Genomic DNA, 16654 nt, shown 5'->3' with positions numbered 1-16654 from the left:
TTCCGTAATGTGTCCTGCATGGCACAGATGAGAGAGAACGGCGCCCCCGGACGGCTCCCGGAGGACTGGGACCGTCTCCTGGCGGTGGTGGCCCACCCCGACGACCTGGAGTTCGGTGCCTCCTCGGCGATCCACCGGTGGACCTCGCAGGGCAAGCAGGTGGTCGAACTCCTGGTGACCAAGGGCGAGGCCGGGATCGACACGATGGATCCCCGCTCCTGCGCGCCGGTGCGCATGGCCGAACAGCGGGCCTCGGCCGCGGCAGTCGGGGCGACGGAGGTGGAGTTCCTGGACTTCCCCGACGGCATGCTGGAGTACGGGCTGCCGCTGCGCAGAGCCCTGGCGGAGGCGATCAGACGGTACCGGCCCGAGGCGATCGTCTCGATCAACTTCCGTGAGCACTTCGACGGCGGGGGCGGCTTCAACCACGCCGACCACCGGGTCCTGGGACCGGCCCTACTGGACGCGGTCCGCGACGCGGCCAACCGGTGGGTCTTCCCCGAACAGCTCGTGGACGGCACCGAGCCCTGGTCGGGTGTGCGTCTGGTGGCCTTCGGGGCGGCGCCGGACCCCACCCACTTCGTCGAGTTGAGCGAGGACGACCTGGCCGCGGGCATCGCCTCCCTGGACGCGCACGAGGTGTACCTGGCGGCGTTGGAGGGGTTCGATCAGCGGACCTTCCTGCGCGAGGCGGCGGTTCTGGCCGGTGAACGGGCCGGGGTCCCGCTGGCCACCTCGTTCGAGGTCTTCGAGGTCTGACGGATACACGGAAGGGATATGAGGGGACGATGAGCGAAGGTGGAGGGGCGCGGTCACGTGGGCCCCGGCCCCTCGTATGGGCGGCTGCGGTGCTGTTCGTCCTGGTGGCGACGGGGGTCTTCCTCTTCCTGGCCTGGGCGCTCGATCCGCACCGGGCCGAACCCGGGCCCCTCGAACGGGCCACGGCCCTGCCGAACGTCGACGTGACCCGGGGCGAGGAGGCGGTGACGATCGCCCCCGCGGGCGACCCCTCGGGGGTCGGGGTGGTCTTCTACCCGGGCGCCCGGGTAGAGGCCGACGCCTACGTGGCCTCCTGGGCCCCGGTGGTGGAGGCCACCGGGGTGACGGTGATCGTGCCCGATCTGAGACTCAACCTGGCCCTGCTCGACCGGGCCCGGGCCGAGAGCGTGGTGGGTCTGGCCCCCGACGTGGAGACCTGGTATCTGGGCGGGCACTCGATGGGAGGGGCCTTCGCCGCCCGCCATCTGGCCGACGACACCGACGTCGACTGGGCCGGACTGGTGCTGTGGGCCTCCTACGCGACGGAGTCCGCGGAGCTGTCCGACCGCGACGACCTGAGGGTGCTCTCCGTCGCCGGCGGACGGGACGGGCTCCTGTCCCCCGACGAGGTCGAGGGGCACCGGCCCGCCCTGCCGGACTCGGCCGTCACGATGACCGTGGAGGGCATGAACCACGCCCAGTTCGGCGCCTACGGCGACCAGCCGGGGGACGGTCGGCCGGAGATCACCGACGAGGAGGCCAGAATGACCCTGGCCTCGACGACGGCGGACTTCCTCGTCCCCTGAGCCTGGGCGGAGAGGACCGACGGGGGAGGGGCGGGACGGTTCAGGAGGCGGGGCCGGGATCGACCGGATCGACCACCCTTCCGGTGAACAGGACGGCCTCGCCTCGGCGCAGGGCGAAACCGAACGGCCGATCCACCACGAACCGCTTCGCCTTGGTCGGCAGCGCCGCCGTCAACATCACGGCCGCGGTGGCGGCCGCACCCTCGGCGCCCCGCTCGTCCACGCGAAGGACCGACTGGTGGACGATGGCGTCCACCTTGAGTCGCGCGTCGGCGATCCCGGAGAAGTCGGCCTCGTCGGTGGCCAGGGTCCGCACCCCGATCGAGTCGTCGGCCAACGGTTCGAGCAGGGACAGGTCGCTCTCGACCGCGAACCTGGGCAGGGCCAGGTCGACCCGCTCCGGGCGCAGGGCCTCGTACAACGCGCGCGACGTGCGGTGGTCCGGTGGGGTATCGCCCTCGCCGAGGAACACGTCCAGGGCGAGGCCGTACTCGCCCGCCAGGCTCACCATCCGCCATCCGTCCCGCTCGGCGTAGGGCATACGACCGGAACGGTGCATGGTGGGGACCTTGCGCGCCCCTCGTGGGGTGTGGAATCGACGCTGCCCGGTCAGCCCCACCTCGAAGGGGTCACGCCAGACCATCTTCACCCACAGGGCGTTGACCAGCATCATCCGAACGTCGGGGTGGACGGTGCCCGGTGCGAGGAGCTCGTCGATGATCCCTCGGGTGACCTCCGAGACCCGCCCGTTGATCGACCGGCGGACCTCCTCCGAGGCGCCGCGGAAGTCGACCCGTTCCACCTCCGCGCCCGCCCGGGCCCGGACGGCCTTTTCGAACCCGGGGTAAGGTCGCAGGTCGTCGGGCACGTACAGACCGTTGAGCACGGCCAGGTCCAGGCCGTCGGCCGACTCGACGGCCGCGTCCAGGGCCGCCAGGTGGGCGGAGGGGTCGCCTCCGACCGGGGCGAGCAGGGCCGCCAGCTCCTCACGGGTCCGTCCGGCGGCCCCCTCGGCAAGAAGGGCCAGGACCGAGCCGACCGAGTACGGCGACCAGACGTGGGAACGGTCCTTCGCCGACAACAGGCGTTCCAGGGCCGAGGCGAAACGGGCGTGGTCCTCGTTGGGCGGTCGGTCTCCTCCGGTGGCGCTCAAGCGGTCCTCCTCGTCGAAGCGGGTGGGCCGCCAGGGTACGGAAGGGGACCGGTCGACGCCAGGGATCGGGCGTCGCCGACGACGGTGGCGAGGACGTGAGAAGCCGCACGCGACAAGGCGGGGCGAAAGCGGACGAGTACGTCCGGTACCCGGTTCTCGGAGGCCGGAAGGGGGGATCGGCCTGTGACGGTTGGCATAGGGTGGTGCATCATGACCGGCGGCCGTCGGACCCCATACAGCGAGACCGGAGCGGGAGCGGGATGTGACTGAGCAGCAGAGGGCCTCGGGCGAGACGGACCGGGTCGATGATCGGGAACGGTCCACCGTCGTCACCGAGGGCACGGTCGAAGCGCTGGTCAGGGCCAAACTCGCCGAGGCGCTGGGCGGTAAGCGCGGCATGGTCGAGGCGGCCATCCCCACCCTGGCCTTCACGATCTCCTACATCGTCCTCTCCGAGCTGAAGCTGTCGATCATGCTCGGTGTGGGCGCGGCCCTGCTGCTGGGCGTGGTCCGGCTCCTCCAACGCTCCTCGGTGCAGTACGTCGTCACCAGCCTGTTCGGCATCGGCATCGCCGCGCTCTTCGCCATGCGCAGCGGCAACGCCTCCGACGCCTTCCTGCCCGGCATCATCTACAACGCCGTCTACGCGGTGGTGTTGAGCCTGTCGGTCCTGGTGCGCTGGCCCGCCATCGGCCTGATGATCGGCCCGTTCATCGGCAACAAGGAGGACTTCACCTCCTGGCGGGCCAACCCGGCCGTGGTCAAGCTGGCCTCCCGGCTCACCTGGCTGCTGGTCCTGCCCTGTGTGATCCGGGTCCTGGTGCAGTACCCGCTCTGGCTCGCCGACAGCAACGGCTGGTTCGACGCCTTCGCCCTGCTGGGCCTGTCCAAGGTGGCCATGGGCTGGCCGCTCCAGGTCGCCGCCTTCGCGGGCATGGTGTGGGTGCTGGCCAGGGGCCGTACCCCGCTGGCGGAGGAGAAGCGCGAAGAGACGGGGACCGTCGCCCGCGATCCCGAGACCGACTAGGGGAGACTCAGTCCAGGGAGGCCGGGTCCGACTCGTCGACCGGTCCCAGGACCTCCTCCAAAGTGCCCAACACGTCCGTCTCGGCCAGGAACACCATGGTGTCGCCCGCCGTCAACGTCCGCTCCGGGTCGGGCGGGCACACCCCTCCCGAACCCAGGATCGCCACCAGCGCCACACCCTCGGGCAGCGCGGCGATCAACTCGCCCTCCCGCCTGTCCACGAACGGGCTCCCCGCGTGCAGCACGGACTCGGCGATCTCCGCTCCGGGCAGCGGGGGAGGCATGCCCTCCTCGGCGTACTCCTCCTCGGGGATCCCCTCCACGAGGTCGGCGATCAGACGGGGCGGCGAGACCGCCAGATCCACGCCCCAGGAGTCGTCGAACAGCCACTCGTTGTCCGGGTCGTTGATACGGGCGATCACCCGTTCCACCCCGAACTCCTTCTTGGCCAGCAGCGAGACCACGAGGTTCACCTTGTCGTCGCTGCCGGCGGCGATCACCACGTCGAAGTCGCCCAGCCGGGCGTCCTCCAGGGTGGCCAGCTCGCAGGCGTCCGCCAGCAGCCACTCCACCTGAGGCAGGTCGTCGACCCCGATCGCCTTGGTGTCCCGATCGATCAACAGCACGTCGTGGCCGCTGCCCGCCAACTCCGTGGCGATCGAACGACCCACGCTTCCCGCGCCCGCGATGGCGATCCGCATCTCACCCACGCCCCGTCTCGTCCTCGCGCGGCCCCTCCAGCCGCTCGGCCAGATCGGCCATGTCCCGACCGTGCGCCACCGCGTGCAGAACATCGCCCTCGGCGAGCGGTTCCCCCGGAGCGGCCAGCACGATCCGTCCCCCACGGACCAGGTAGACGGGCCGCAACGGGACCCGCTCCTCCAGCTCGGCGACGGTCACACCGGACCACGCCTCGGTCAGCGGGAAGGCGCGCATGCTCAGACTGCCCGAGGCGTCCTGCCACTCGGGGGCCGTGTCCAGACGCCCGTCGCCCGGGATCATCCGACGCAGGATCGCGTCGGAGGTCCAGCTCACCGTCGCCACGGTCGGGATGCCCAGCCGCTGGTAGACCTCGGCCCGGCGGGGGTCGTAGATACGGGCCACCACGTTCTGGACCCCGAACGCCTCGCGCGCCACCCGCGCCGAGATGATGTTGGAGTTGTCGCCGTTGCTGACCGCGGCGAAGGCGGACGCCCGGTCCACCCCGGCCGAGAGCAGGACCTCGCGATCGTGGCCCACACCGCGAACGGCGTGTTTGGCCACCGAACCGCGCAGCCGGCGGAACGCGTCGGGATCCTGGTCGATCACCGCCACGCTGTGCCCCAGGTCCACGAGCGTGTGCGCCAGGGTGGAACCCACCCGGCCGCACCCCATGATCACGATGTGCACGTCGTCAGCACTCCCCGTCCACCTCGGGGCGCACGGATCGTGTCCCGTGGCCCGCGTCTCCACCTTGGCACAGATCGATGTGACACGCGCGTCCGCCCCGGTGGCACGTCCGCGAGCAGTACGGGCGGCACGTGAAGGCCGGTAGATTGGGGGCGGTCGGTGGCTGTGCGCGCAGGGTCACCCGAAGGACCCGCCCACCCACCACCGAAGGACATCCACCATGATCACAGTCGGCACCGAGATCGAGATGAGCGTCGAGGACGTCGCCCACGGAGGATGGTGCGTGGGACGTCACGACTCCCAGGTCGTCTTCGTTCGACACGCGCTGCCCGGCGAGCGCGTCCGTGTACGGATCACCGAGCGGACCAGCCGTTTCCTCAGGGGCGAGGCCGTCGAGGTCCTCACCGCCTCTCCGGACCGGGTCGAGGCCCCCTGCGCCTTCGCGGGCCCCGGCATGTGCGGTGGCTGCGACTGGCAGCACGCCTCCCTGGAGGCTCAGCGCCGGCTCAAGGGCAAGGTCGTCGCCGACCAGCTGAGCCGGATCGCGGGCCTGGACCTCGACGTGGACGTCGAGGAGCTTCCCGGGACCCCCGACGGTCTGGGCTGGCGCACCCGGGTCCGCTTCTCCGTCGACTCCGAGGGCCGGGCCGGACTGCGCCGTCACCGCTCCCACGACATCGAGCCCATCGACCGGTGCCTGATCGCCCACCCCGGGGTCGACGAGCTGGGCGTGACCGAGGTCCACTGGGAGAACATCTCGGACGTGGAGGCGGTGGCCTCCGCCACCCGCGCCGACCGCGCCATCGTGGTCACCCCCACCACCGCCAAGCTCGGCGCGCTGCCCGACCTCAAGGCCTCCAGCGCGGTGCTGCGCCGCTTCAAGGGCGGCCGTGTGCAGTCGGTGCGCGGCCGCAAGGGCGTGCGCGAGGACGTGGCCGGACGCGAGTACCGGGTCGGCGCGGGCGGCTTCTGGCAGGTCCACCCGGCCGCGGCCGAGACCCTCTCCGCCGCCGTCCTGGACGCTCTGGAGCCGGAGGCCGGCGAGACCGCCCTGGACCTGTACTGCGGCGCCGGCCTGTTCACCGGTGCCCTCGCCGAGGCGGTCGGCGCCGAAGGCCGGGTCATGGGTGTGGAGAACGGCGAGACCGCGGTCCGGGACGCCACCTACAACCTCAAGGACCTGGAGCAGGTGCGCATCGAACGCGCCGACGTGGCCAAGCAGATGCGCGAGTGGGCCGACGTGCGCGCCGACGTGGTGGCCCTGGACCCGCCGCGCGCGGGCGCCGGCGCCGAGGTGGTTCGCAAGGTCGCGGGGATGAAGCCGCGCCGCATCGCCTACGTCTCCTGTGACCCGGCCACGCTCGCCCGTGACATCGCCGCGTTCGACCGCTCCGGATACCGGTTGGTCGGGTTGCGCGCCTTCGACGCCTTCCCGATGACCCACCACGTGGAGTGCCTGGCGGTGCTGGAGCCGGTCAAGCTCGCCCGCCGTCACCGCGAGCGCCTCGACGAGGGCGAGCAGGACTAGAGACGAAGAGACACGGACGCCCGGGACCGATCGGTCCCGGGCGTCCGTGGTCCGTGCGCTGGGGAGCGCGCGGACGGGGAGGTCAAAGGCCGGAGCACTGTCCGGAGACGGAACCCTTGACCTCATTGGCCGCGCCGAAGTCGGTGGCCGAGCCGCTGTTGTTCGAGCAGGCGAGCGCGCCGTTCAGCCGGTTGCCGGCCAGGACGGGGCCGTACCCCTCCTCGGGGCCGGTCCAGGTCGAGGCGGGCGCCTGGGTGTTGCCGGTCAGGGACACCGAACCCGCCAGGGTGGAGCCCAGGATCGTCACTTCCGACGTGGTGTCGGCGATCGACACCGAGCCGCGCACCTCGGCACCGAAGAGCCGGACGGTGTGCGCCCCGGCGGCGTCGATCCCGCCGCGCACCGAACCGCCGTCCACCAGGAGCGAGGCGCCCTCGGCGACGGTGATCCCGCCCCGCACGTCGGCCCCGTCGAGGCAGACGACGCCCTCGTCCACCCTCAGACCGCCGGTGATCGTCCCGGTGACGGTCTCGGCGCACTCCAGGTCGTCGCCGGGAACGACCGTGGCCCGGAAGGACTCGGGGGCGCCGATGTTGCCGGCGGCGTCGATCGCCCGGTGCTCCACGGTGTGGGTACCCCAGCCGGGCTCGTGGCCGTCGACCTCGAACACGGCCATGGACAGGCCACCGGTGCCGAGGCTGCCGTAGACCAGGTCGTCGACCTCGGTCCCGTCCGGGGTGAACCGGAACGGGGCCTCGGAGTCCTCGGGCCAGCCGTAGTAGTGGTGCCAGCCGTCCCCGTCGACCCGGAACTCTCCGACGACGTGTCCGTCCCGGTCGTCCTCGGGCGACAGCTTCATGGAGAACCCGTTGAGGAACAGGTGGTGCTCCCCGTCCGCCGCGGTGGCCGCGGCCTCGGACAGTTCGCGCGGGGCGGTCGGGGCGGTGGCGTCCACGGCCCAGGTGAGGCTCTCCGACGCCTCGTCCTTCCCGGTGGGGTCGGTGACCGTCGCCGTCAGCGTGTGGTCGCCCGAGACAAGGTCGAACGCTCCCAGGTCGAGGGTGCGGTCGTCGGTCGAGGTGGACACGGGGGAACCGTCCAGCTCCCAGGTCACGTCCAGGATCCGGTCGGTGGGGTGGGTGGTCTCGACGTAGACGACCTCGTCGCCGCCGACGGCGCGCTCGGTGTCCCGGAACCTCTCGAAGCCCACCTCGGTCTCGACCGGCTCCAGCGGTGCGCCGACGGTCCAGGTGAGCGTCCGCGTCATGGCATCGGACGCACGGATGAGCGGATCGCGGACGAAGTCGGTGGGGTCGGTGACCGTCACGCTCACCTCGTCGCCGGCGGACACGTCCAGGGCCGACAGGTCCAGGGCACGGGCGCCCTCGGCGTCGGGGAGTTCCTCTCCGCCGACCGACCACGTGTACGCCAGCTCGTGGCGGACGGGGTGCGGTCCCTCGGCCCAGACGACGTTCTCCGGGCCCACCTCGCCCTCGGGGATGGAGGCCACCGGCAGGGTCGCCTGGTCGCGCAGGCCCGAGATCCGGTGGGTCATCACCTCACGGCCGACCTGGTCGAAGTAGTACCCGAGGGTCTTGAGCATGGAGTGGTCGCTGGGGCGCCAGATCCCCTCGGAGTGGTAGAGGCCGCCCTCGTGGCCGTCGGGGTCGGCCGCGGCGATCGTGCCGCCGGACTCGCTCTCCTCGCCCAGCCAGCGCCACCACTTGGCCTCCTGGGCGAGCATCTCCTCGGAGGTCATCAGCGTGTGGTGCGCCGAGTCGGGTTCGCCAGCGTCGTAGCGGCCCAGGCTGGTGTCGCGGAAGTAGTAGGGGTACTCGTCCTGGAGCCGTCCCAGCGAGTGCGCCAGCTCGTGCGGGCTGATCAGCGCGGACAGGGCGTTGTCGGAGGAGGCGGTCGCCAGGCGTCCACCGGCCCCGCCGTAGGTCTCGCTGTTGGCCAGGGCCAGGATCTGCCGGTTGTCCTCGGTCACCCCGGGGACCAGGTCGGCGGCGGCGTTCGCGGACGCGGCGTCCACGGTGAGCAGCCGCTCCAGGGCGGACTCGTCGCAGCCGTTGAAGAAGCCCATCCCCAACGCGGTGTCGCGCCGCTCCCACCCATGGACGGGGTCGCAGTCGACGCCGGACTCGGCGGAGGGCGTCTCCACCACGTAGACGTTGAAGTAGTGGCGGTAGGAGCGGAAGGGTTCGATGCTCCACTGGACGTTGAGGTGCCGTTCCACCTGCTCGTGGAAGTCCGGCATCTCCTCCGTGGTGTAGCCGTCGCCCAGCAGGACGAGGTTGAACCGTTCGGAGGGGTCGCCGGTGACCTGGACCGGGACGACCTCGGCGCCGTCGAGGGTCGTGGCCTCGGCGGTCCGTTCGAAAGGCAGGAGGACGGCCGATGTGGCCATGAGTGAGAGGGCGGCCAAGGCCGCCGCGGTACCGCGCAAGGGAGGGGTCCTTCGATTCGGGGGAACTGCCTCGGAAGCGTACTGACCTTCGTGTCGTGGGTTCCAGAGGCGGGACCATAAGCGTTTCGATAACCCCGCAGGTCCTACAGTGGGGCCACGACCTGGGAGACCGACGAGGGAGCGTGGATCATGGCCGAGCACGGCGGGTTCTCGAACGAGGACCACCCGATCACCGTCGAACCCACCGGGCGCCCGGTGCGGGTGGAGGTGGACGGCCGGCGGATCGCCGAGACCACCTCGGCGTCGACCCTGCGCGAGGCCGGATATCCGCCCGTCCACTACGTTCCGCTCACCGACGTGGACCCGGCCCTGCTACGCCGGAGCGAGACCACCACCTACTGCCCCTTCAAGGGCACCGCCTCCTACTACGACCTGGTCCCGGAGGGCGGCACCGTCCTCACCGACGCGGTGTGGGCCTACGAGGAGCCCTACCCCGGCGTCGCCGCCATCGCCGGCCTGGTCGCCTTCGACCCCGCCCGCGTCCGCACCGAGCCCGTCGGCGGAGCGTAGGGGAGGGGCCTCGGGACCTTCCGCTCGGAAGGTCCCGAGGCCCCTCGGGCCGTCAGGGCGAGGGGCGCTTCGATCGGGAGGGGGCCTTCAGGATCGCCAGGCCCAGGGCGAGGACGACCAGTCCGGACCAGGAGATCGGGGGCAGTCGTTCGCCGACCAGCGCCACGCCCAGGACCGCGGCGACGGCGGGCTCGGCGAGGCTGAGCGTGGTCGCGGTGGTGGCGGAGGTACGGCGCAGTCCGTGGCCGAACAGCCGGTAGGCGAGGAAGACGGTGAACAGGGCCAGGTAGAGGGCGACGAGGGCGCCGTCGAGGGTGGCCAGCCAGGCGGCCCCGGTGGCCGCGACCACGGGGAGGACGAGGAGGCCGCCGCCGGCGAACATCGTGCCCATCACCGCCCCGGAGGGGTGGCCGCGGCGGATCAGACGCTGGGCGATGATCGTGTAGAGGGCGTAGGAGAACCCGGCGACCAGGGCCAGGAGCACGCCCAGGGGGTGGACCGGTGCGGGGGTGCCGACGAGGTCGGGGCCCAGGACCAGGACCGCGCAGCCGAGCACGGCGGCGATCGTCGCGAGGGTCCAGCGCAGGTCGGGGCGGACCCGTTCCAGGACCCAGGCGGCCAGGCCCGCGAAGACCGGGGCGCAGCCCAGGGTGATCACGGTGCCGACCGCCACCCCCGCGTGGGCGACGGCGGGGTAGAAGGACAGCGGGTAGCCGGCGACCGCGATCGAGCCCAGGAGCAGGGCTCCCCGGGTGCGCCGGTCCGAGTGGCGGAGCAGGGCGGTGGAGCCGCGGCCGGTCAGGAACAGCAGGAGTCCGCCGAGGACGAGTCCGGCCGATCCGATGGCGGCGGCGTGGGCGTTCTCGGGGGCGAAGGAGGCCGCGGTCCCGGTGGTGCCCCACAGGACGGCCGCTCCGAGGATCGGCAGGGGACCGCCGACCCGGTGGTTCAAGGGACGCTTCGACCGCTGAGGGGTCGTGGACGAGGTGTGTTCCGGCACGTTCGTATCTTCCGTCTCGACGCCTGGGTGATCTGCGGGGCGGGCGCACGACGGACCGGCCGCTCGCCGTGACGGCGGGGCCTGGACAGAGGGGGTTCGGGCGCCCGGTCAGGCGCTCGGAGGCGGAAGGACCTTGTGCCGGTAGTGGTTCATGGGGCCACGGTAGCGCGGGGTCTTCGGTGGAGAGGACGGCGGGGTGGGCTCCCGGGCCCGCCGGTCGGGCGGCGGGTCCGGGAGCGACGATCAGCGGGGGCTCCAGTCGAAGGGGAAGTGTTTGCTGGAACCGCCTCGGTAGGGGCGGGAGAAGTCGAAACCGGTGGCGTGGTCGTCCTCGACCACGCCCCAGGTGGCGACCTGGCCCGGTCCGACCTCGGATCCGGGTGCGTTGATCAGCTGGACACGGCGGTCGGGGTCGGCGGTGGGGCCGGTGAGGGCCTTGGCCCCGACCTTCACACGGCCGGGGATCTCGGCCTCCCAGCGGGCCAGATCGTGCGCGGCGTGGAAGCGGACGGGCGCGTATTCGATGCCGCGCAGTTCACCGATGAGCGAGCCGAACCGTCCGGGCCACCCGCCCTCCTTTCCGGTGAAGAGGCGTTCCAGGGCGTGGCGCTGGTCGGGGTCCGCCGCGGAGTCGATGTAGAACATCAGCCTCATCATGGCCCCGGGGTCGCCGATCCACATGTGGCCCTCGAATTCGCCGACCGCGACGACGCTCAGCCCACCGAGGTCGGTGTTCCGGTAATGGCCCTCCTCGATGTGCCAGACGAGTGTGAACAGGCAGCTTCCGTGGGTGGGCGCCTGGGCGAAGGTGCAGGGGCAGGGGAGTCCGCAGCTACAGACGTCGAACCAGTCGCCTCGCAGGTGCCAGTCCGGTGTCGTCGGGTCCTCGGCGGTCGTGGTCGTTCCGGTGCCGGCGATCCGTGCCTCGATGCCCTCCACGAGGCCGTGTCCGTGGCCGTCGGTTCCGGTGGTCGTGGTCCTGCCGTCGATGCCGCACATGATGCGTCTCCTTCGAGCCTTGTCCGATACCCCCAAGGGGTATATGAAGATCGTGGCATACCCCCCCGGGGGTGGTCAATGGGGTGTGGTCGTTCGAAAGGGGAGTGGAGCCTCGGGAGGAGAGGGGCGTGCGAGGAGAGGAGGGGCCTCAAGGGCAGAGCGGGGTGTCCTCGCCCATCTCGTAGGGGAGCTTGTGGGGCTCGATCATGGCCTGCTCCCAGTCGGGCTCGGGGAGCTCGTCCGCCGGCGGGAGATCGAGCAGTTCCGTCAGGGTGTCGAGGTCGGCCTCGGGGGACGTCAACGTCTCCCAGTGCTCTTCGATCACCGCGGCCACGCGTTCCTCGGGAAGGCGCGTCAACAGGTAGGCCAGGCTCAGGTCCGGAAGGTCGGGACGGTAGTCCATCAGGAACCACTCCGCGGCCGTGAAGCGCGTGGACGCGTCCTCGTGCACCGCGCCCCTGCTCACCAGCCAGGAGCCCACCACGACCCGGGCCTGACCGGTCGCCGAGCACAGGTGGTACAGGTACGGCGGGAGCCCCAGGGAGTAGGCGACGACGGAGGAATCCAGGTCCATGCCGTGGTAGGGGTTCTCGGGGTCCCAGTACTCCCCGACCGGGGCGGTGCCGTCGGGCGGGGTGTAGAGGGTGTCGGAACGTCGGGTGGGATTGGCCTGCCAGATCACGGGCAGGGGTGCCCGGTCGGGGATCCGGGCCACCACGGGGGTCAGCTCCGTGCTCCAGTGCTCGACCCACGGCTCGTACCCGGGCAGCGGGCAGTAGGTCATCCTGCCGATCTCGACGCACCCCTCGGCCGCCAGGTCCCGAGGCAGAGGGCTCGGAGACCGCTCGGGAGCAATGTAGACGTCGTTCGCATAGGCCTGGAGGCCGACGAGCCCCACCAGGGACAGGCCCACGACGCCGAGACAGGCGACGCGTCTCAGGCGGGCCCCTCGCCGAGCGGCCAGGACCAGCAGCGTCAGGCAGAGCACCATCAGCAGGGTGTGCGTCAGGTAGATCAGCGCGGTCTCGAAGGTGTCCGGGTAGAAGGGAAGCGGCGACAGGGCCAGGTACATGAAGCGGCTCATCTGCTCCATCACCAGATCGGCCGGGGTGACCAGGGCCAGAGCGGTGTACAGCAGGTACGTCGGGAAGAGCAGACCGACCGCGACCAGAGGCACGAAGGAGCGGGTCCAGACGGCCGAGACGACGGCCGAGAGGGGCCCGTACCAGCTCAGGAGGATCACCCCGACCAGGGCGATCGGTTGGAACACCCCCGCCGGCGGGACGGGGGCGAAGAGCGGGTACAGCGCCGCGACCGAGCCCATGATCACCGAGGTGACCGTCACCGAGGCGAGCGTCAGCGACAGCAGCCGGAGCGCCGAGGACAACGGCAGGGCCAGATCGTGGGAATGGCGGACCTCGCGGAGCGCCGGGAAGGTCGTGACCGCGAACATGACCGCGCCGACCCCGGCGACCTTCAGGACCGAGTCGGTGAAGAAGTCGTTCAGGGTCGGCAGGGCGGGCATGCTCGTCGTCAGCCACAGCCAGATGAGCATCAAGGGCATCAGGACGAGGAAGACCGGACTGATCAGAAGGTGCCGCAGGTTGAGACCGGTCAGCCGCCAGAAGATGGAGGCCCTGGTCAACGCCCGCCTCCCACGGCTCCGGTCAGAAGCAGGTAGGCGTCCTCCAGGGACGGCTCCACGGCCACCCTCCCGGGCGGGGCGGGTTCGGGAGCGGGCGCGCCCACGGGGAGCAGGACCCGATGGCGGCCATCGGCCAGACGCCAAGAGGTCACGCCCTCCTCGGGGCGCGTGTCCTGTTCCCAGACACGACCTCGGGCCCGGTCGACGAGTTCGCCCGGTGAGCCGTCGAAGATGATCCGTCCCCCGTCCAGACACACCACCCGGCGGCACAGCGCCGCGACGTCCTCGATCTGATGGGTGGAGAGCACCACGGTACTGCGCACCGCGAGCTCCGAGACCAGATCGCGGAAGCGGATGCGCTGTTCGGGGTCCAGGCCGACGGTCGGTTCGTCGAGCAGGAGCAGGCGGGGGTCTCCCAGAAGGGCGGTGGCCAGTCCCAGCCGCTGGCGCATGCCTCCCGAGAGACGCCGTATCCGACTGTGTCTTCGGTCGTACAGGTCCACCCGACGCAGCGCGCGACGTACCTCCTCGTGCCGTTCCCGGCGTCCGCCCAGGTCCTTGAGGACGGCCATGTAGTCCAGCAGGCCGAACGCGGTGAAGTGCGGATAGAAGGAGGGGTTCTGCGGCAGGTAGCCCATGTTCCGCCGGATCTCGGTGCGCTCGGTCGAGCGTTCCGGGGAGCGGTCCAGGACCCGCAGCTCGCCGTCGCTGATATCCAGGTCGGTGGACAGGCAGCGCATCAGGGTGGTCTTGCCGGCCCCGTTGCGTCCCAGGAGGCCGGTCACCCCGGGGCCCAGGTCGAGATCGATCCCGTCCAGGGCCCTCCGGGTGCCGTAGGTGCGGACCAGTCCTCGGGCGCTGACCCCGGAGGCGCCCTCCACGCCGCTCACGCGGTCCTGACCCGAAGGACGATCGCCACGGTCAACAGGGCCAGGGCGATGGCCCAGCAGCCCTGCGCGGTGGAGGAGAACAGCAGAAGCGGATCGACGCCCTCCAACGCCATGATCCCCACGGTGAGCACCCATCCGACGGCGACGATCCCACCGGCCAGACTCAGATGCATCCAGCGGCTCAGAGTCAGGCAACCGGCGACCATCGCCAGTGCGGGCAACAGCCAGAAGACGGCCTCGTAGAGCGTGGCGGACGAGGGCATCAGGATCGCCGCCACCGTGCACAGGAGCAGGGCGGGGACCAGGACCGCGCAGGTGCGCATGAGCAGTAGCGGATAGCCGGCCCACGGGGTGACCGAGGTCAGGGTGTGGGCGGGATCCACGCCGCGTCCGTAGGCGAGGGCGACCCCGATCAGCGGGACGATCGGCGCGGTGAAGGAGAACAGCAGGGTGCCGCGCGGGACCTCGTGGGCCAGGGTGAGGGCCGCGATGAGCACGACCACGGTGGCGATCAGCCAGGCCCGGTAGAGCGCCGGGGTGGCGGCCAGTAGCTTGGCGGTGCCCTCGCGCACGCCTATCACGCCCAAGAGGCGTTCGACCGGCCCGAGGCGGGGGCGGTCCACGATGTCGCGCAGGTCGGCCCAGCTGCTCTCCAGCCAGGCGTCGTCGGTGGGCAGACGGTCTCGGCAGTGGGCGCAGTGCGTCAGGTGGGCCTCCACGGACATGGCGGTGACGTCGTCGGCGGTGTGGTTCGCGTAGCGGTGCAGTTGGTCCTGGTCCAGGTGCCAGCTCATGTGGTCAGTGCCTCCCGTAGCCGAGCCTTCGCGCGCATGACCCGTGTCTTGACGGTCCCCTCGGGTATCTGGAGGATCTCCGCGGCCTCGCGGACGGTCAGGCCGTCGAGGACGGTCGCCTTGAGGGCCGAGCGGAGCTCGGGGGAGAGCTCGTGCAGGGCGGTTCCCAGAGGGCCGTGCTCGATGTTGAGGAGCACGGTGTCCTCGGCGGAGGCGTCGCCGATGGTCTCGTACGGCTCCGGCTCGCTCTCGGCGATCCACCGGTTGGCGCGTTTGCGCAGTTGTGAGATGAGTTGGCGGATCGCGATGGTCCACAGCCAGGCCCCGGCGTCGGTGTCTCCGGGACGGGGGCGGAAGGAACCGGCGTTGCGCCACACGGCGAGGAAGGTCTCCTGGAGGGCGGCGTCGAGTTGGTCGGAGTCGGAACAGCGGTAGCGCAACCGGGCGCGCAGCCAGGGAGCGTGCCTGCGGTGCAGGATCTCCAGGGCGTCGGTCTCCCCGGCGGCCACGGCCGTCAACAGCACCGGGTCGGGGCTGTCGGGGTCGTAGTCGGGAACGCGGCGTCGCGAGCGGCGGAGGAACTTCACGTGGTCGGCTATCGCTGGAAGGAGGGAGAACGGTTCAGACGGAGCGAGGTCGGGTTCGCACCGTCCTGACCACGCCTTTTCGACGGTACCCGCGCGGCGGTTCCGAAGTTGCCGGTCAGGGTGGGAGAAAATGGGGCGTATGCGTCTGAGTATCTTCCTTGAGCCCCAACAGGGGGCCACCTACGAGGACCAACTCGCCGTCGCCAGGGCCACGGAGGACCTGGGCTTCGACGGGCTCTCGCGGTCCGACCACTACCTCCACATGGGTGATCACGTGAGCGGGCTCCCCGGCCCGACCGACGCCTGGATCACCCTGGCCGGACTGGCCAGGGACACCTCTCGTATCCGTCTCGGCACCCTCATGACCGCGGCGACCTTCCGTCATCCCGGCCCCCTCGCGATCGCCGTCGCCCAGGTCGATCGCATGAGCGGTGGGCGGGTCGAGTTCGGCTTCGGCGCCGGATGGTTCGAGCAGGAGCACGCCGCCTACGGGATCCCCTTCCCGGCCTCGGCCCGTGAGCGTTTCGACCGCTACGAGGAGCAGCTCGACATCATCACAGGGTTGTGGTCGACCCCGGTGGGGGAGACCTTCCGGTACGAGGGGCGGCACTATCGGCTGGCGGAGGGGCCGGCGTTGCCCAAACCGCAGCAGGGGCCGCGCCCTCCGGTGGTGATCGGGGGGACCGGGCCCAAGCGGACCCCGCGTCTGGCGGCCCGGTTCGCCGACGAGTACAACGTGCCCTTCTGCTCCGTGGAGGAGACCGCGGCGGCCTTCGGTCGTACGGCGGAGGCGGTCCGTTCGGCCGGACGCGCCGCTCCGATGGTCTACTCGGCGGCGCAGGTGCTGTGCGTGGGGCGTGACGAGGCCGAGGTGGCCCGGCGCGCCGAGCGCATCGGGCGCGAGGTCTCGGACCTGCGTCGTGACGGCCTGGCCGGCACGCCGGACGAGGTGGTGGACAAGATCGGCCGGTTCGCGGCGGCGGGTGCGGAGAGGATGTACCTACAGGTCCTGGACATGGCCGACCTGGACCACCTGGAGCTGGTGGCCTCCGCGGTGGCTCCGCGGCTGGACTGAACCGGTTCCGGAACCGGGGGTGC

Annotated in this window: 16 protein-coding genes; 6 read left to right on the top strand and 10 right to left on the bottom strand. The window is 71.2% G+C overall.

Annotation, left to right across the window (positions count from 1 at the left end; all coding sequences use genetic code 11):
- Window positions 1–18: 18 nt before the first annotated feature.
- Both TR33_RS13170 and TR33_RS13165 read left to right on the top strand, forming a co-directional pair.
- Window positions 19–759 carry a PIG-L deacetylase family protein gene (locus TR33_RS13170; protein WP_026125137.1) on the top strand — a complete coding sequence of 247 codons (741 nt, stop codon included), beginning with the start codon at window positions 19–21 and terminating at the stop codon, window positions 757–759.
- Between the two features lie 89 nt (window positions 760–848).
- On the top strand, window positions 849–1565 hold the full coding sequence (locus TR33_RS13165; protein WP_042283339.1) for an alpha/beta hydrolase: 717 nt from the start codon (window positions 849–851) through the stop codon (window positions 1563–1565).
- Between the two features lie 40 nt (window positions 1566–1605).
- On the opposite strand, the gene TR33_RS13160 is transcribed toward TR33_RS13165, so the two are convergent.
- Window positions 1606–2718 carry a serpin family protein gene (locus TR33_RS13160; RefSeq protein WP_042283337.1) on the bottom strand — a complete coding sequence of 371 codons (1113 nt, stop codon included), beginning with the start codon at window positions 2716–2718 and terminating at the stop codon, window positions 1606–1608.
- A gap of 262 nt (window positions 2719–2980) precedes the next feature.
- Here TR33_RS13160 and TR33_RS13155 point away from each other — a divergent pair, with 262 nt between their 5' ends.
- On the top strand, window positions 2981–3745 hold the full coding sequence (locus TR33_RS13155) for a DUF3159 domain-containing protein (RefSeq protein WP_017535344.1): 765 nt from the start codon (window positions 2981–2983) through the stop codon (window positions 3743–3745).
- 7 nt (window positions 3746–3752) lie between these two features.
- On the opposite strand, the gene TR33_RS13150 is transcribed toward TR33_RS13155, so the two are convergent.
- Together TR33_RS13150 and TR33_RS13145 are read right to left on the bottom strand one after the other, a co-directional pair.
- On the bottom strand, window positions 3753–4445 hold the full coding sequence (locus tag TR33_RS13150) for a potassium channel family protein (RefSeq protein ID WP_014912048.1): 693 nt from the start codon (window positions 4443–4445) through the stop codon (window positions 3753–3755).
- A 1-nt stretch (window position 4446) separates the two neighbouring features.
- Window positions 4447–5133 (bottom strand): potassium channel family protein, encoded by a 687-nt coding sequence (locus tag TR33_RS13145; RefSeq protein WP_042283334.1) that lies wholly within the window; start codon window positions 5131–5133, stop codon window positions 4447–4449.
- 220 nt (window positions 5134–5353) lie between these two features.
- Here TR33_RS13145 and TR33_RS13140 point away from each other — a divergent pair, with 220 nt between their 5' ends.
- Window positions 5354–6661 (top strand): class I SAM-dependent RNA methyltransferase, encoded by a 1308-nt coding sequence (locus TR33_RS13140; RefSeq protein ID WP_017535341.1) that lies wholly within the window; start codon window positions 5354–5356, stop codon window positions 6659–6661.
- 82 nt (window positions 6662–6743) lie between these two features.
- Here TR33_RS13140 and TR33_RS13135 read toward each other — a convergent pair whose 3' ends face one another.
- A complete protein-coding gene (locus TR33_RS13135; RefSeq protein WP_042283332.1) occupies window positions 6744–9110 on the bottom strand; it encodes a M64 family metallopeptidase in 2367 nt (788 codons plus the stop codon).
- A gap of 150 nt (window positions 9111–9260) precedes the next feature.
- On the opposite strand from TR33_RS13135, the gene TR33_RS13130 reads away from it, so the two are divergent.
- The gene (locus tag TR33_RS13130) at window positions 9261–9641 is read left to right on the top strand and encodes a DUF427 domain-containing protein (protein WP_042283330.1); all 381 of its coding nucleotides are present in this window, start codon (window positions 9261–9263) and stop codon (window positions 9639–9641) included.
- A gap of 52 nt (window positions 9642–9693) precedes the next feature.
- On the opposite strand, the gene TR33_RS13125 is transcribed toward TR33_RS13130, so the two are convergent.
- The 6 genes from TR33_RS13125 to TR33_RS13100 form a co-directional block, all read right to left on the bottom strand.
- Window positions 9694–10641, bottom strand: a complete 948-nt coding sequence (locus tag TR33_RS13125) for a DMT family transporter (protein ID WP_042283329.1) — start codon at window positions 10639–10641, stop codon at window positions 9694–9696.
- Between the two features lie 243 nt (window positions 10642–10884).
- The gene (locus TR33_RS13120; protein WP_084570251.1) at window positions 10885–11640 is read right to left on the bottom strand and encodes a DUF1326 domain-containing protein; all 756 of its coding nucleotides are present in this window, start codon (window positions 11638–11640) and stop codon (window positions 10885–10887) included.
- A 148-nt stretch (window positions 11641–11788) separates the two neighbouring features.
- A complete protein-coding gene (locus TR33_RS13115; protein WP_042283327.1) occupies window positions 11789–13285 on the bottom strand; it encodes a hypothetical protein in 1497 nt (498 codons plus the stop codon).
- The gene (locus tag TR33_RS13110; protein WP_042283325.1) at window positions 13282–14175 is read right to left on the bottom strand and encodes an ATP-binding cassette domain-containing protein; all 894 of its coding nucleotides are present in this window, start codon (window positions 14173–14175) and stop codon (window positions 13282–13284) included. The genes TR33_RS13115 and TR33_RS13110 overlap by 4 nt, the downstream gene beginning before the upstream one ends.
- Complete coding sequence (locus tag TR33_RS13105; RefSeq protein WP_042283324.1) at window positions 14172–14969, bottom strand: zf-HC2 domain-containing protein; 798 nt, start codon at window positions 14967–14969, stop codon at window positions 14172–14174. The genes TR33_RS13110 and TR33_RS13105 overlap by 4 nt, the downstream gene beginning before the upstream one ends.
- The gene (locus TR33_RS13100) at window positions 14966–15556 is read right to left on the bottom strand and encodes an RNA polymerase sigma factor (protein WP_014909197.1); all 591 of its coding nucleotides are present in this window, start codon (window positions 15554–15556) and stop codon (window positions 14966–14968) included. Before TR33_RS13100 ends, TR33_RS13105 begins: the two co-directional genes overlap by 4 nt.
- Window positions 15557–15695: 139 nt before the next feature.
- On the opposite strand from TR33_RS13100, the gene TR33_RS13095 reads away from it, so the two are divergent.
- Window positions 15696–16631, top strand: a complete 936-nt coding sequence (locus tag TR33_RS13095) for an LLM class F420-dependent oxidoreductase (protein ID WP_042283322.1) — start codon at window positions 15696–15698, stop codon at window positions 16629–16631.
- Window positions 16632–16654 lie beyond the last annotated feature (23 nt).

It is taken from the genome of Nocardiopsis alba (assembly GCF_000710955.1).
Lineage (GTDB): Bacteria > Actinomycetota > Actinomycetes > Streptosporangiales > Streptosporangiaceae > Nocardiopsis > Nocardiopsis alba.
Note: the sequence above shows the minus strand (reverse complement) of the source record. Positions and strands in the feature narration are given on the sequence as shown.

Excerpts from the sequence above, each read along its gene's own strand:
- TR33_RS13095 (WP_042283322.1), top strand. The coding sequence starts at position 15,696 with ATGCGTCTGAGTATCTTCCTTGAGCCCCAACAGGGGGCCACCTACGAG.
- TR33_RS13170 (WP_026125137.1), top strand. The coding sequence starts at position 19 with ATGGCACAGATGAGAGAGAACGGCGCCCCCGGACGGCTCCCGGAGGAC.
- TR33_RS13120 (WP_084570251.1), bottom strand. The coding sequence starts at position 11,640 with ATGTGCGGCATCGACGGCAGGACCACGACCACCGGAACCGACGGCCAC.
- TR33_RS13105 (WP_042283324.1), bottom strand. The coding sequence starts at position 14,969 with ATGAGCTGGCACCTGGACCAGGACCAACTGCACCGCTACGCGAACCAC.
- TR33_RS13130 (WP_042283330.1), top strand. The coding sequence starts at position 9,261 with ATGGCCGAGCACGGCGGGTTCTCGAACGAGGACCACCCGATCACCGTC.
- TR33_RS13150 (WP_014912048.1), bottom strand. The coding sequence starts at position 4,445 with ATGCGGATCGCCATCGCGGGCGCGGGAAGCGTGGGTCGTTCGATCGCC.
- TR33_RS13140 (WP_017535341.1), top strand. The coding sequence starts at position 5,354 with ATGATCACAGTCGGCACCGAGATCGAGATGAGCGTCGAGGACGTCGCC.